Source organism: Paraburkholderia jirisanensis, assembly GCF_054782355.1.
Map to the genome: position 1 here is coordinate 38,327 of NZ_BAAGSQ010000003.1, position 15,258 is coordinate 53,584.

The window sequence follows — 15,258 nt, forward strand, 5'->3', positions numbered from 1 at the left end:
TACAAGCCGGCGAGGCGTGCCTCATGAGTTCGATAACCAACGACGAAGAGACCGTAGTCTCGCGGCCCGCACCACCCTATCCACCGCTTGAAGGCGTGCAGCTCGTAATCGCCACCATCGTGGTCGCGCTCGCCACCTTCATGACGGTGTTAGACACCTCAATCGCCAACGTCGCGGTACCGGACCTATCCGGCAACCTCGGCGTATCGGTTGACGCCGGCACATGGGTCATCACAATCTTCGGCGCCGCAAACGCGATCGCGATTCCGCTGACTGGTTGGTTCACCGAGCGTATCGGCCAGATCCGCCTGTTTGTGGGCGCGATCCTGATGTTCGTGCTTGCATCGTGGCTATGCGGGATCGCGCCGAACCTGCCGTTCCTGCTTGGTGCGCGCATCCTGCAGGGCGTGGTGGCGGGCCCGCTGATTCCGCTCTCGCAAGCGATCCTGCTGAGTTCGTATCCGAAGGCCAAGGCCAACATGGCGCTCGCGCTGTGGGCGATGACCGCGACGGTCGGCCCGATTGCCGGCCCGCTGCTCGGTGGCTGGATTACCGACAACTACAACTGGTCGTGGATCTTCTACGTGAACATCCCCGTCGGCATCCTCGCGGCAGCCGTGATCTGGGCGATGTACCGGCATCGCGAAACGCCGACGCGCAAGCTGCCGATCGACGTAGTCGGCCTGATGTTGCTGATCGCGTGGGTCGGCGCGCTGCAGATCATGCTCGACAAGGGGCATGACCTCGACTGGTTTTCGTCGCCCGTCATCGTGTCGCTCGGTCTTTTCTCGCTGGTGAGCTTCGCGTTTTTTCTGGTGTGGGAGCTGACTGAGCCGAACCCGATCGTCGACCTGCGACTCTTCAAGCTACGCAACTTCACTGGCGGCACGATCGCGATTTCGGTGTCTTATGCGCTTTATTTCGGCAACCTCGTGCTGCTTCCGCAATGGATGCAGGAAGACCTCGGCTATCGCGCGTTCGATGCGGGCCTCGCGACTGCGCCGGTCGGCATCTTCGCGGTGATCCTGTCGCCGTTCATGGGCCGCGCGCTGCGCCACTTCGACGCGCGTGTGCTGACGACTTTCGCGTTCATCGGCTTCAGCGGCATCTTCTTCATGCGCTCGAAGTACCTGGCGGATACCGACTTTTTCCATCTGGCGCTGCCCACGCTGCTGCAGGGTATCCCGACGGTGTTCTGGTTCGTGCCGCTGGTGTCGATCATTCTGTCGGGTCTGCCGCCAGAGCGCATCGCGGCTGCGGCGGGGCTGTCGAATTTCGTACGGATCTTCTGCGGCGCGGCGGGTACGGCGATCGCCGGCTCGATCTGGAATAACCGCACCGCGTTGCATCACGTCAGGCTGACTGAGCAGGCGAGCATCGACAATCCGCTGTTCATGCAGTCGACTGGGTCGACGCAAACGCTGCTGGATCTAAATTCCAACGCGGCGCACGCGCTGTTTAACGCGGGGGTGAACAGCCAGGCCGCGGTGATGGGGCTCGACGATTTCTTCTATATGTCGACGTTCATCTTCATTGCGATCATCCCGCTGATCTGGATCACGCGACCAGGGAAAAGCAGCGCAGATGCGTCGAGTGCTGCGCATTGAGCAGAGACGCGCCATAGAGCGTTCGCGCGATGCTACGCGCTGCTCGGGACATTCGGTGTCTCGACATCGTGATGCACGTACCTGTGCATCAGCTAGCCGTTGAAGTCGATACGCGGTCCGATCCGGACACGATCTGTCGCGATGCGCCGATAAAGTCGCGTTTCGTTCGAAACGTGCAATCGGTGACCGGAGGTCTGGATGAATTGCAGGGTGACGTGTATCGAGTTCGAAGTGGAGCAACTGAACGTGCGGCAAATTGCAGCGTTGCGCCTGCTGAACGAACAACTGGCGAACGCGGAGCAATGGATCCGCACATGGACGCCGGATCTGCGCGATCCATCAGCGACGGACAGCCCTCCGCAGTCGGCGCACCATGCTCGCGTGCTATGCCTGCGCCGCGAGCCGTTGCTGGACTGCGCGGATCAACAACGGGACGTGGTCGCGATCCTCGATGTCGGCGACGCTAGCGGTGGCAGCGACGCGACCGGCGCAAGCGCGGATGTCGACGAATCTGGCATGTCGTTCTTCTCGCATGGCTTGTTCCACGACGTGCCGGTATGCCGCCTGTTCTGCGAGCTGGTGATGCGCGCCTGCGGCGGCAAGCTCGCCAACGTGCTGGCGATCGGTTCGCTGGTCATCGAAATCGATGAGGAACGAAAGCGCGAACTGGTGTGGACCAATCTGCTTTCGTACATCCCGGGCCGATCGCGCGGTTGAGCATGTAGTTCAGCGCATGGTTGAGCGCGCGGTTAAGCACATGGGCGTCGCCGCACACCGGCTCAAGAACGCCGGCCGTGGTGCCGATAACAGTGTGCCTACGCTGCTTCTCTAACTGCTGCTACTACCATGTCTATGCTCGATAACTCGATCATCAGCGTACTACCAGATGGTGCTGCCAATCACGACTACATCAGTACGCCGGAGGTCCATCGCCGGGTGTGCCTGATCGAGCCGGAGGCACCGGTCGTCAAGACCGTACAGCGCCGGCTCGAACGCATGCATGACGATGGACTGGTCGAACAGCAGCGGCGCGGGGTATCGCTAGTCTGGCGCAAACGGGCAGGCGCAAGCGGCATGGCCGCCAAAGCCGGCTCGATGATGACGCGCGATGAGGCGCTCGCATTGCAGACACTCAAGCGCTTCTCGTCACGACAGATTCCGGTGCTGGTCGCCGAATCGTTGTCGGCGATGTTCGAGGTCGCGAAAGATCGGCTCGAGCGCACACATAGCGACGACGAGCGCCGCTATCTGAAATGGGTCGACAAGGTAGCAGTCGAGGGTGGCGGCTACATGCTGAAGTATCCGGTCATCGACGCGGAGACGTTCGGCGCGGTGTCACGCGCGCTGTTCTACGAACGCAAGCTCGAGATCGTCTATCAGCCGCGCAACAACAAGGACAACGCGGATGCCAAGTTGGTCTTGCCGTTGGGGCTGGTCGAAGTCGGCGGTCTGGTTTATCTGATCGGCGGCACGGAAGGCAAGCCGAATCCGACCATGTATCGCGTCGATCGCATCCGGCGCGCCGATGCGATGCTCGACACCTTCGTCTATCCGCGCTCATTTCGCCTCGCAAACTACGTCAAGCAGCAACGGCAATTCGACTTCATGGTCGAAGGCGAGATTCCGCTGAAGCTGCGCTTCTCGAATGGCGCCGGCGAGCATTTGCTGGAAACGCCATTCGCCGACAATCAGAAGGCGGTGCGAAACGGCGAGTTTCTGGAGGTGCGAGGCACCGCATTGCTCAGCCAGCGTCTGCGCTGGTGGCTGCGCTCGTTTGGGCCATCGGTCGAGGTGCTGGAGCCGGCCTCGCTGCGTGCCGAATTCGCCGATGAAGTACGCGCGCTTGCGGCGATGTACCGCAAACCGGTGTGAGTATCCAAGACAACGATACCGACACACCATGGCTCGCATACTGCTCGACCGATGCAAAGCCCTGAGCGTGACCGGAGTCGAGACGCGTGTGTATGAGAGTCGCTGATTTGCGGTGAGAAGAACGCGAGCGATTGCGAACGCGGCCATGACTTAAAATAGCGGGCTCGCTCTTCATTCAATCCGCGGAAATCATCGCATGGCCAAGGCGAATCGCAGGTCCATCAGTATCGCTCCCGACCACAACAAGGCCAACCTCTCGAAAGTGCAAGAGGCGTTCAACACGCTGATCCAGCAAATCGAAAAGCGGCGTGAGCGGCTGAGCGCGTGGGAGGCTGCCATGCCGGCCTTCCAGCGGAAATACGTGAACCAATATGTTCCGCTCGAGCAGACCTCGATCGACTTGCGGATCCAGCTTGTGCACCGTATGGACCACGCGTACGACGAGAAGGGCCTGAGCAAATCCGATCGAAGCACGATGGCCGAGCTGATCAGCGAGTTGGCAGGGGCGCTGCTTGCGCGGACCGATGATCCAGATCTGAAGGCGATTTGCAACCGGTACAGCGAATCGGACTTCGACAACCAAGCCACCGCCGAGCCGGATGACGTCAAACCGCTACCCGAAGCCGACCTGAGCGACGACGTCGACATGAGCTCGCCCGAGGCTGCGATGCAGCGTGCGCATGAAGAAATGGAACAGCGTGAGGCACAAGAAGCCGCTGCGCGCGAGGCTCGTGAAGCACACCGCGCGAAACGGAAAAAGACGCTCAAACAACGCGCAGCAGAGTCGCGACAACAGGCGGAACAGACCGAAACCAGCCTGTCGATTCGCGACGTCTATCGCAAGCTGGCAAGTGCATTGCACCCCGACCGCGAACTGGATCCGCAGGAGCGTGACCGGAAAACCGCGCTGATGCAAAAGGTCAATCAGGCCTACGACAAAAAAAGCCTGCTGCAACTGCTCGAATTGCAGCTGGAGCTAGAACACATAGACCAAACCGTCATCGACAACATCGGCGAAGAACGGCTGAAACACTACAACAAGATTCTGACCGAACAGGTGGTAGAACTAGACCGCGAAATCGTGCGCGTCGAGACCGAGTTCAAAGACCGCTTTGGAATTCGAGCATCGGTCGACGTGTCGCCTGGTACGATCATGCGCATTCTTGGCGCGGATATCGTGTCGCTGCAGCAAAGCCTGCATGCCCTTCAACACGAGCTGCGTGTGTTCGACGACGTCAAGCAACTGAAGGACTGGCTCAAGATGGTGAAGCAGTCGTTGGCCGCGACGCGTTTCGACGATATGCCCTTCTAGCGCTGCAAGTCTAGTCTCCTCGGCCATTCGGCCAGCTTACCCTCGCGTCATTCCCTCTGTATCGTCTAAGTCCAGTGGTGCGGTTCCCTGGCTTGTGTCATAGGCGCCGTCCGATCCCTCGGCTTCCTATTGACGTATTACGCAACACGTAATACCATTAACGTAATGATCAAGTCGTTCCGATGCAAAGACAGCGAGGCCCTTTACAACGGCGAGTCGCCAAAGCGGTTTCGTGCGATCGAGGCGGTTGCAACGCGCAAGCTCCAGATGCTCGACGCAGCCCATGCTCTAAGAGACCTGCGCTCACCGCCGGGTAATCGCCTTGAACCGTTGCACCGCGACCGGGCGGATCAGCACAGCATCCGGATTAACGGGCAATGGCGTCTGTGCTTCTGCTGGACAAGCGAAGGCGTCACCGAAGTCGAAATCGTCGACTACCACTGAGAAGGAGTTTGTATGGTCAAGAACGGCATGCGCCCGATCCATCCGGGCGAAGTCCTGCGCGAGGAATTTCTCGTGCCGCTGGAAATCACCGTGAATGCGCTCGCTCTGGCGCTCAGTGTGCCGGCCACGCGTTTGCATGAGATCGTGAAGGAGCGGCGCGGCATCACCGCCGACACCGCCTATCGGCTGTCGCGCTATTTCGACACGACACCCGAGTTCTGGATGAACCTGCAGGCAACCTATGATCTGAAGACCTTGCCGACGCGCGCAGAGATCGACCGCAGGGTTGAACCGCGCGAATCAGCGGGCCAGGGCTAGAGCTAGAGTGGCCCGCCGCAACATCGGCGGCGCGTCGTCATGACCGTCTCACGTCAATACGGCGAAAACGCAATGTCCCGCTATGTCGCCTCGACATCGAAAGCCGCAGAAAGCCCACTGGCACGCAGCACCCGCGCCTTCACGGCTTGATCGACCACTGCCTTGCCGCCCGCACTAGCCAGCGTCAGAAATTTACGCGCCCGCGTGATCCCGGTATAAACCAGCTCACGCGTCAGCACCGGGCTAAGCTTGTCAGGCAGCACCAGCGCAGCGTGCGTGAACTCCGATCCCTGCGACTTATGCACGGTCAGTGCAAAGACGGTCTCCACCGCCTGCAACCGGCTCGGCAACACCCACCGAATACGTCCAGTACCATCGCTGGTTGCAAACGCAACGCGCAGGCTCCACGCTCCATCGGATACCGGCAACGCAAGCGTAATACCGATATCCCCGTTCATCAGCCCAAGCTCGTAATCGTTTTGCGTAACGAGTACTGGCCGCCCGAGATACCACTCGGCATGACCGCTGATGGTGATCAGTTCTTCTTCCTGTAGCATGCGCGCGATGCGTTTATTCAAACCTTCGACGCCCCACGGTCCGCGTCGCAGCGCACATAGCAGCTGAAACTCGCCATGCGTGACAAGCACCGCACGCGCCCACCGATCAAACGCCTCGGCGTCCGCACCGTGCGATGGCTGCGCTTTGCGCAGCGTCTGCAGGTAGTGACGATATCCATACCGCTGCTCGCCTGTCTGTGCAGCAAACAGATCGCCAGTCACGCCCGCTACGAGCGGCACTTCGCCCTCTATCGCCAGCGCCCTCAGCAGCGTATCGCCGCGCTCCGCACAGTCGACGAACACGATGTCGTCATACCCTTTGGCCCAAGCCGCCGCGATCTGCTTCGGGTCTCCGTCGTTGACCGCATCGGCGAGCTTACCGATCCCGCTCGTCGCCGAGAACCGATGACTTTCGCGCAACATCGCCACTGCCTGATCGAGCGCGCCGCCCGCCTCATCAACAAAGCTCGTGTCGATCTGCTCGCCGCTCGCCGCCTCGAGCCAAGCCTGCGTCTCAGGCGTGTAGTGCGTCGCCGCAGCACGCCTGCACAACTCACCTAGCACCGCACCCGCCTCCACGGACGCCAACTGATCCTTATCCCCCAGCAGCACAATGCGCGCGTCGCGCGGCAACGCAGCGAGCACGGCGTTCATCATCTCGAGGTCGACCATCGACGCTTCGTCGATCACCAGCACATCGAGCGACAAAGGATTGCCCGCATGATGACGAAACCTCCGCGAGTTGGGCACCGTGCCGAGCAACCGGTGCAGCGTCGTCACCATGACAGGAATCGCGTCACGAATCGCCTCGCCGTGCGGGAACGCGTCGAGCGGTAAGCGCGCAACTGCGCCGGCGATCGATTCATTCAGCCGCGCCGCTGCCTTGCCAGTCGGCGCAGCAAGCCGGATGCGCAACGGGCGCGCATCGTGTTCCGCGGCGAGCGCTTGCGCTTGCAGCAACGCGAGCAGCTTGACCACGGTGGTCGTCTTCCCGGTGCCGGGGCCGCCCGTGACGATGCTGAACGCGCTTTTCGCAGCAAGCGCGCAGGCGATTTTCTGCCAGTCGGTGCGACCGGCAGCCGCTCCTTTTTGTCGGGGGAAAAGCGCGTCGAGCGTACTACGCAAGGCAGTCGGGTCTAGCTGCAACTGCCGCTGCGCTGCGTCGTCACCCGCAATGCGTTCGCGAATCGCGCTACATACATTCTGCTCATAGCGCCAATAGCGCCGCAGATAAACACGCGTACCCGACAGCACCAGCGGCGTTTCGCCCGCGCCATCGCTGACGAGCGCCGAATGCTCAAGCGCTTTCAACCAGCGCGCCAGCGTCACCCCTTCGAGCACGTTTGCCGGTAGCAGCGGTGTATCGCTCGTATCGTCGTTGTCGTCGCGAGCTGCATGTCCATCCGGCGGAAGCGACAACACAAAAGACGGATTCGACAGCGTCGCATTCAGATCCAGACAGGCGTGTCCGCGCCCAAGCTGGTGGCTTGCAAGTGCCGCCGCCAGAATCAGCAGCCCGGTAGCGTCATTCGCTTCGCGTGCCAGAAAGCCCGCAAACGCAGCATCGACATCGCGCAGCCAGCCGCGCTCGACCCATCTCGCCAGCAGTTGCACGGCAGCTTGCGCATCGTCGCGCGCGCGGCGTGCGTCGGCATCGGCGGAACCTTCGGCGGTCGGTGCAAAGAACGACGTGCTCATGCGACCTCCATACCGTTTGCCAGCGCGCGCGCCGCATCGCCCATAAACAACGCGTCGAGCCTCTCGATCAGCTCACGCGACGGACGCTCGACGCACACACCCTGCGAAGGCGCATTCAGCCCGCGCATGAACAGATAAACCGCGCCACCAATGTGCTCGTCATAGTCGTAGTCCAGCAGCCGGATTTTCAGCAACCGATGCAGTGCGAGCAGATACAGCACCAATTGCATGTCGTAGCGCGAGCGCAACATCTGCGCGCGGATGCGCTCGTTGGTGTAGGCGGCATCCTCTGCACCGAGCCAGTTCGATTTGTAGTCGGCCACGTAGTAGCGCCCTTCGTGCTCGAACACGAGATCCATAAAGCCCTTGAGCATGCCGTTCAGCAGCGTTTCTTCGAGTGCCGGGCGTTCGGCAGCGTCGAACGTGTGGGCGCACACGAGCCGATCGAGTTCGAGCGTGTTGACGCGTTCGGCGGCAAACCAGAACTCCATTTCACCGAGCGCCACCGGCAGTTCCGAAAGTGCCAACGTCGTGGCTCGCATGCCGTTTTCTGCCTTGAGCGCGAAGGGCATCGAAATCAGCTGCAGCATCCAGCCGGTGAGTGGATCGATCCAGCGTTGCCAGCCGCGCACGCTGCAGCGTCGCGCGATCAGTTCGCGCAATGGCGTAGGGTCTGCGGCTACTTCCGCAAAGCCGTGCTGTGCCGCCCATTCGAGCAGATCATGCAGAAAGGTGCCTTGTTCCGAGCCGCGTGGAAAATCGTGTACGTCGCGTGTGGTAGCCGCACTCGTAACGGCGTTCAGCGGCGTTTCATCATCGAATGTCGCTGTGTCGTCGCCTTCGGCTTCCGATTCCGCAGCGCGCGTTTCGAGAATCACGTCCTCGTCGGGCGTTTCCGGTGCAGGAGAATGCGCGCCGTCCGCCGTCTTGAGGCTCGAATAGCTCGCGATCCACCACGGCTCGCGCACCACGCGCTCCGACGTGCGCGCCGTGCCGCGCTGCACGTCATCGTTGATACCTTCGAAACGTTCCACACCCGCAGCGGGCGCAGGCAGCACGTCCACATGCCGCGATTCGCCAAAAGCATCTTGCAGCGCTCGCTCGAATGCCTCCGGAACCAGCGGCTGTCGACCATTCAGCAGATAACCTATCGCACTACGCTCCAACCCTTCGAGCGGCGCCATGCCGATCCATGTCGCGTAGCGCGCACGCGTCAACGCCACGTAGAGCTTGCGCAGGTCTTCGCCGAGGCGTTCATCATCGGCTCGCCCCAGCATCGCGCGGGCGCTATCCACGGCCACTTGCAGTGCACCTTCGTCGTCGTGCCATTTGATCGGCGAGTCCTTCGCATCCACCGGACGATGCGCGCACACGAACGGCAGAAACACCAGCGGATACTCAAGCCCTTTCGACTTATGGATCGTCACGACCTTGACGAGATCGCCGTCGCTTTCCAGGCGGATCTGCCGCGCATCGCCGCCGCTGCCTTCCTGCGCGGCTTCGCGCTCTTCGACCAGATGGCGAATCAGCCCATGCTCGCCTTCGATCAGCGTGCTCGCGTGTTGAAGCAGTTCGGCAAGATGCAGCAAGTCAGTCAGCACGCGTTCGCCGTTCGTACTCGCGCGTCCTTCACGCGCATCCAGACCCAGCAGCCGCGCCGGCACGTGGAAGTCGTTGAGCAGGCGTCGCAGCATCGGCAGCACGCCTTGTTTGCGCCAGCATTCGCGGTAGCCGCGAAATTGCAGCACGCATGCTTCCCAGCGCGTTTCGCTGCAAAACAGCGCGTCGAGTTCAGCAAGGGAAAGGCCGAGCGTCGTCGTAGCGAGGGCGCTGCGCACCAGCCGTCCGTCGTCCGGCTCGGCGCAGGCTGCGAGCCAATGCACGAGTTCGCCGGCTTGCTCGCTCAGATACACCGAATCCTTGTCCGACAGATACACCGAGCGCACGCGACGCGCGCCGAGTTCGCGACGAATCGCTTCCGCTTCGTGCCGGTTGTTGACCAGCACCGCCATATCGGCGGGACGCAACGGCCGGTATCCTGCTTCGCCTTCAAAACCCGCAGCGCCGTGCAAGCCAAGATTGAGCAGACGCACCATCTCGGTTGCGCAACTCTCGGCCATCTGCGCGATATAAGCACCTTTGCCGGTTGCGCCACCATCCGCGCCGCCTTCTAGCGACCAGACGGTCAGCGCGCGCGGCGTATCGCCGTCGACGACGAACGCATCGCGCCGTCCCTGCGCACTCACGTTGATAAACGGCACGGGATTGCCAGCCTTGCTGCGAAACAGAAACGCCCCTTCGCCGTCCGAGCGCCGCTCGGCCATATCGAAGCAACGATTGACCGCCGCGACCATTGCGTCCGTAGAGCGGAAGTTCTTCGCGAGCGTGTAGAGCCGCGTGCCGCACGATAGTCGCGCGGCGAGATACGTGTAGATGTCCGCGCCACGGAACGCGTAGATTGCCTGCTTAGGGTCGCCGATCATGATCAGCGCGGCATCCTCACCTGTGCCGTATACGGTGTCGAAGATGCGGTACTGGACAGGGTCGGTGTCCTGGAACTCGTCGATCAGCGCCACGGGGAACTGTTTGCGAATCACTTCCGCAAGGCGTTTGCCGTTCGGCCCGGACAACGCGGCTTCGAGGCGCACCAGCAGGTCGTTGAAGCCCATCTGTGCGCGTCGCGTCTGTTCCGCGGCGAAGCGTTCAGCCACCCAGTGCGCCGCATGCGTGAGGATGTCCCTGCGGCTCGTATCGAGCGCCGCGAGTTGGTCGCGCAGCACGGCGAGCGCTTCGAAGCCCGGATGCGACGGCGGCGTGCCCTTGCAGTTCGCCTGAAGGTCGGCAGGTGTCAGCCGCGCCCAGCCGGTTTTCAGGTCGGGCATCAGCGCATGCGGGTCATGCGCCCATTCGACGAGTGTTGCCAGCCACTTGTCGCAGTAATCCTTGCGATACGATTGCCCACTGAACTGCTTTGCCGCACGGGTGGCGTCGAGCAGTTCGCCCATCTCGGCGGGCCATGTTTTCCACGGTTCCTTGATCGCGTTGAGTCGGCGCGTGCGTTCTTCCAGGACCTCAGCAGGCGTTTCTGCGCTGGGCAGCAGCGTCGCCACGTCGACCAGTCGGTTCAGCGATTTCTGCAGCTTCGCGGGGCTCGCAATCGATGTGTCGACCAGTGCTGCATCCGTCGCATCAAGCGTAGCCATAAAGGTACGCCAATAATCGCGTACGACTTCCGCGAACAGATCGCTTTGATCGGTTTCAAGCGTCTGGTTGAACAGGCTGTCGCTGTCGAATGCGTGCTCGCGCAGCATGCGATTGCACCAGCTGTGAATGGTCGATACCGCGGATTCGTCCATCCATTCGGCGGCGCTGCGCAGCCTGTCCGCGCACAACGGCCATTGCGTCGGCTCGTATTGAGCGCGCAGCTCGTGCAGCAGATCTTCGTCGTCAGCCGCCGGTGGCGTTACTTCATCCGGGTCCTGCTGAAAGTAGTGCGCCGCTTGCGTCAGACGTCTGCGGATCCGATCGCGAAGTTCCTTGGTCGCGGCATCCGTGAAGGTCACGACGAGAATCTCCGACGGCATAAGCGGGCGCGTCTGCGCATCGCCGCCATCGTGGCCGAGCACGAGTCGCACATACAGCATTGCGATCGTGAAGGTCTTGCCGGTGCCCGCGCTGGCTTCGATGAGGCTGCGCCCCGAAAGCGGAAAGTGCACCGGGTCGAGCGGCTGCGGCAGATGGTTTTGCATAGGCATAGGTTGTGCGCTCATGCGTCAGCTCCGGCCGGCGTCGCGCGGGAAGATTTTTTCCTGACGACAGCGGCAGTAAGCGGTTCCAGCATGCATTTCGCGAGTTCGGCAAACTCACCGCTCGCGGCTAGCGCAGCGAAGCCAGGATAAACGCGCTGCAACGATGTGCTTTGTTGCACTTCGCCGACACTGAACCCATCGCCCTCGTATTTGGCACGCGCTTTCGCATCGGCCGATTCAGGCGAGCTTTGGTTTTCGAACAACCACTTGAGCCCGGTCTCCAGCGCAAACGGCAAAGGCCGCGTCATACCGTCGGCCCACAGGCGCATCAGTTCCGTCAGATGCTTCTCCGCGGCTCCAGCTTCGAGCGGTGCAATTTCAACGGTGCCTTTCTTGCTGACGATTACCGTGGTCACGCGCTCCGCCAGATTCGCGGCCAGATGCTCGACCCACGGAGCAACGAGCCGGCCGTAACGATACTGGTTGCCATCAACCAGCGCGCTCGTCGACAGCAACAGACGGGCCGTATCGCCCTCCGGATTCTTGCGCCAATTGCTGAGCCAGTCGGCGAGCAGCGGCAATGCACTCGCTGCGTTTACGCTCTCGGCCTGAAAACGGATCTCGCGGTCGCGCTCGACCTCCACCGGCCAGCGCTCCAGTTGGGTACGCCAGTCCTTGAAAAGTCTGGTCATCGGTTCGAGCAGCGCGTCGCTCTGGCGATCCCCAAAGCCACCACTTACGAGATCGCCGCGCCGACGGATCGCCGCCATGCGCGTCTCGCGCACATCGGCAAGCGCATCATCGTCGAGCGGCCCCGCTGCCTGCGCGTGGATCAGTTCGTCTTGCAGGCTCCATTGTGTGAGTGCGTCGAGTTCGAACGGCTCTTCGTCGACGCTCGCGGCCTGTTCATTGTCAAGCGCGACGCGCAAGCGTTCGCGAAAGAACGCCCTGACGGGGTTTCTCACGAAGTCCGAAAGCTCGCGCAGCGACAGCGGTTCTTCGCGCTCTAGCGCGGCAAGCGGCGCGTCGTAGGCAGTTTGCCGTTCGCGTTCGTTGTCAGTAGCGGCAGGCGCCTTGCGCCACTCGGCGGCGTAAGTAAAGAGCGGGTCCTGCATATCGCCCACATGGAAATACTCAGCCGCAAACGGCTGCAGACGATGCTCAACCGTAATCGCATCGATCAGCGAAGCATCTTCCGCGTCGTCGTATTGCTCGAGCGTCCAGCCTTGCGCCAGGTGATCGCACAATTGCCCGATCAGTACCGAAGGCGGCCGCTCGCTATTGTCATTGATGCTGCGTCCCACCCATGACACATGCAGATGGTCGCGCGCCGACAGCACTGCCTCGAGCAGCAGATAGCGGTCGTCCTCACGGCGTGAGCGATCACCCGGCCGGTAGTAGCCGCGCATCAGATCGAAATCCATCGGCACGCGTGCGCGCGGATAGTCGCCGTCGTTCATGCCGAGCAGGCAGACGCGCCGAAATGGAATCGCGCGCATCGGCATCAAGGTCGCGAACGTAACGGCGCCCGCAAAGAAGCGCTGCGACAGCGCGGCTTGATCGAGTTGCGCAAGCCAGTAGTCGCCGACTACCGAAAGCGGCAGTTCGTCGTCGAGGCCCGCTTCGTTGCAGATGTCGAGCCAGTTTTGCAGCGCGTTGTCCAGACGGGCGAAGGTGTACACGTCGTCAGGATCGTCGCTCGCGAAGAAGGCTTCGCGCAGCGCGAGCAACCGCGCACACCAATCCGGCACGGTTGCAGGTTCGCGCAGCGTGCGCCACGCATGGTCCAGCGCATCGAGCAGCCGCGCCAGCGGCCCCAGAAGCGCAGCATCGAGCCCGCCCACTTCGCCGAACGGCTCGATGCCGTTCCACGCATCCGCATCGCTGCCCACCGCGTAGCCGAGCAGCATGCGCCGCAAGCCAAATGCCCACGTATGCGGCGCGGCCGCTTCGTCGTCATGCGGCAGGCCGAGGCTCGCGCGCTGCTCCGCGTGAAGCCCCCAGCGCACGTTTGCACCGCGCACCCATGCGCGCAGCCGCGGCAGATCGGTCTCGGCAATGTCGAAGCGTGCGCGCAGCGCGGGCACGTCGAGCAGATCCAGCAGGTCGCTTACCGTGAAGCGCGATTGCGGCAGGCCTAGCAGCGTCTGCAGCGCGCCGACCAGCGGATCCGCCGCGCGCTGCCCGCGGTCTGCGACGCTGAACGGAATGTAGCGCGGATCGCTGCGTTCGAGCAGACCGAACACCGCCTGAATATGCGGCGCGTAGGCCTCGATATCCGGCACCATCACGATCACATCGCGCGGCCGCAAGGTCGGGTCGGCATTGAACGCGGCTAGTAGCTGGTCGTGCAGAATCTCCACCTCGCGCTGCGGGCCGTGCGCGATGTGGAAGCGGATCGATTCGTCGATGGTGGGGTCGACGGGCGGCCATTGTTCTTGCGTCTCGCGCATCGGGCGCAAATCGCGGATGTCGTCCTGCAACTGCTGCAGCATCGTGTCCGCTTCGCGCTCTTCGAACAGATCGATGCGCTCGCCGATATTCGTGAATTGCGGCAAATAGCGCGCACGAGCCTCGGCATTGTCGAATTCGTCGAGCAGGCCGATGAAATCGCGCCCCTGTTTGCCCCAGGATGCCAGCAACTGGTGAGCGTGCAGATGCATCTGCTTGAGGTCCAACTCGGCCGGCGCGCCGTCGCGACGCGTCTGGCGCGAATGTGCGGCCTTCAGCAGTTCCTTGTCGGGCACGATGTCGGCCCAATAGTGCGCGCACGGATTCGGCACGCACATCAGCACCTGGCTCCAGCGCGACAGCGCGGCAAGCGCTTCGAGCGACTGGCGCGGCAGGCTTGAAATACCGAACACGACGATGCGCCTCGGCAAACCTTTCGGACGCGTACCGTCGTCCGGCCATTCGGTGGCGCGCCGCATGAATGCATCGTGAACCGCGGCACGGCCGCCACGCGATGCGATATCGCCGGCTGTGCCGCTTTCGGAATGCGCCACTTCCGCGACCAGTTCCCGCCACAACGCCGCTTGCCAGCGCTGCTCATCTGGCAGCGGATGGTGCTCGCCGCGCGCATCGATCGCCACGTCCTCGCCCTTTGCCCAACTCGCAAGCCAGTCGGCGCGGTACATCTGATATTGCTCGAACAGATCGGCGATCCGTTCCGCCAGCTGATAGCGCTTGCGTCGATCGTCGTCACGGTTGATGAAGCGTCGCAGCGGCTCGAACTCCGGCCGCTCGACCAGAGCCGGCACGACGCGCATCAGGCGCCACACCAGCCGCAACCGGTCGAACGGCGATTCCTCCGCCACGTGGTCATTACCCAGCACCGCGCGATACGCCTGCCAGATGAAGCGCGCCGGCAGCAGGATGTCGAGCGCCGCAGCAATGCCGCAGCCGCCTTCGCCTGTCGCCGGATCGGCATTCGCAGCGAGCGCGAGCTTCAACCATTGCGCGATACCGTTGCTCTGCACGAGGATCGTCTCGTTTTCGAGCGGCGCGAGCGGATAGCGCTTCATCCACTCGACCAGCAGATCGCGCAGACGCTCGGAGCGATTGCCGTGCACAAGCAGCAAGCCGGGAGACAGGGAATTTGGGCTCAAGAATGCTCCAGGGGAAATGCGGCCGCTTCGGCGTGAGGCATGCTGCTGGTATCCGGAGTGCCAAAGCAAAAACAAATGTATTTGCACATGCGC

Annotated in this window: 9 protein-coding genes; 6 read left to right on the plus strand and 3 right to left on the minus strand. The window is 62.3% G+C overall.

The window, feature by feature from the left end; translation table 11 throughout:
• Window positions 1-23 precede the first annotated feature (23 nt).
• From ACYVNQ_RS02250 to ACYVNQ_RS02275, 6 genes are all read left to right on the plus strand, one after another.
• Window positions 24-1,607: a DHA2 family efflux MFS transporter permease subunit gene (locus ACYVNQ_RS02250; RefSeq protein ID WP_460900533.1), complete on the plus strand. Its 1,584-nt coding sequence runs from the start codon at window positions 24-26 to the stop codon at window positions 1,605-1,607.
• A 198-nt stretch (window positions 1,608-1,805) separates the two neighbouring features.
• Window positions 1,806-2,324 (plus strand): hypothetical protein, encoded by a 519-nt coding sequence (locus ACYVNQ_RS02255; protein WP_460900535.1) that lies wholly within the window; start codon window positions 1,806-1,808, stop codon window positions 2,322-2,324.
• Window positions 2,325-2,453: 129 nt separating this feature from the next.
• Window positions 2,454-3,479 carry a helix-turn-helix transcriptional regulator gene (locus tag ACYVNQ_RS02260; RefSeq protein ID WP_460900536.1) on the plus strand — a complete coding sequence of 342 codons (1,026 nt, stop codon included), beginning with the start codon at window positions 2,454-2,456 and terminating at the stop codon, window positions 3,477-3,479.
• 196 nt (window positions 3,480-3,675) lie between these two features.
• Window positions 3,676-4,791 (plus strand): molecular chaperone DnaJ, encoded by a 1,116-nt coding sequence (locus ACYVNQ_RS02265; RefSeq protein WP_460900537.1) that lies wholly within the window; start codon window positions 3,676-3,678, stop codon window positions 4,789-4,791.
• A 165-nt stretch (window positions 4,792-4,956) separates the two neighbouring features.
• Complete coding sequence (locus ACYVNQ_RS02270) at window positions 4,957-5,235, plus strand: type II toxin-antitoxin system RelE/ParE family toxin (protein ID WP_460900538.1); 279 nt, start codon at window positions 4,957-4,959, stop codon at window positions 5,233-5,235.
• A 12-nt stretch (window positions 5,236-5,247) separates the two neighbouring features.
• Window positions 5,248-5,553 carry a HigA family addiction module antitoxin gene (locus tag ACYVNQ_RS02275; protein ID WP_460900539.1) on the plus strand — a complete coding sequence of 102 codons (306 nt, stop codon included), beginning with the start codon at window positions 5,248-5,250 and terminating at the stop codon, window positions 5,551-5,553.
• 80 nt (window positions 5,554-5,633) lie between these two features.
• On the opposite strand, the gene recD is transcribed toward ACYVNQ_RS02275, so the two are convergent.
• From recD to recC, 3 genes are read right to left on the minus strand one after another with little or no spacing between them, the layout of a single operon-like run.
• Window positions 5,634-7,808 carry an exodeoxyribonuclease V subunit alpha gene (recD, locus tag ACYVNQ_RS02280; RefSeq protein ID WP_460900540.1) on the minus strand — a complete coding sequence of 725 codons (2,175 nt, stop codon included), beginning with the start codon at window positions 7,806-7,808 and terminating at the stop codon, window positions 5,634-5,636.
• Window positions 7,805-11,578, minus strand: a complete 3,774-nt coding sequence (recB, locus tag ACYVNQ_RS02285; RefSeq protein WP_460900541.1) for an exodeoxyribonuclease V subunit beta — start codon at window positions 11,576-11,578, stop codon at window positions 7,805-7,807. Before recB ends, recD begins: the two co-directional genes overlap by 4 nt.
• On the minus strand, window positions 11,575-15,165 hold the full coding sequence (gene recC / locus ACYVNQ_RS02290) for an exodeoxyribonuclease V subunit gamma (RefSeq protein ID WP_460900542.1): 3,591 nt from the start codon (window positions 15,163-15,165) through the stop codon (window positions 11,575-11,577). The genes recB and recC overlap by 4 nt, the downstream gene beginning before the upstream one ends.
• Window positions 15,166-15,258 lie beyond the last annotated feature (93 nt).

Excerpts from the sequence above, each read along its gene's own strand:
- ACYVNQ_RS02250 (WP_460900533.1), top strand. The coding sequence starts at position 24 with ATGAGTTCGATAACCAACGACGAAGAGACCGTAGTCTCGCGGCCCGCA.
- ACYVNQ_RS02255 (WP_460900535.1), top strand. The coding sequence starts at position 1,806 with ATGAATTGCAGGGTGACGTGTATCGAGTTCGAAGTGGAGCAACTGAAC.
- ACYVNQ_RS02260 (WP_460900536.1), top strand. The coding sequence starts at position 2,454 with ATGTCTATGCTCGATAACTCGATCATCAGCGTACTACCAGATGGTGCT.
- ACYVNQ_RS02265 (WP_460900537.1), top strand. The coding sequence starts at position 3,676 with ATGGCCAAGGCGAATCGCAGGTCCATCAGTATCGCTCCCGACCACAAC.
- ACYVNQ_RS02270 (WP_460900538.1), top strand. The coding sequence starts at position 4,957 with ATGATCAAGTCGTTCCGATGCAAAGACAGCGAGGCCCTTTACAACGGC.
- ACYVNQ_RS02275 (WP_460900539.1), top strand. The coding sequence starts at position 5,248 with ATGGTCAAGAACGGCATGCGCCCGATCCATCCGGGCGAAGTCCTGCGC.
- recD (WP_460900540.1), bottom strand. The coding sequence starts at position 7,808 with ATGAGCACGTCGTTCTTTGCACCGACCGCCGAAGGTTCCGCCGATGCC.
- recB (WP_460900541.1), bottom strand. The coding sequence starts at position 11,578 with ATGAGCGCACAACCTATGCCTATGCAAAACCATCTGCCGCAGCCGCTC.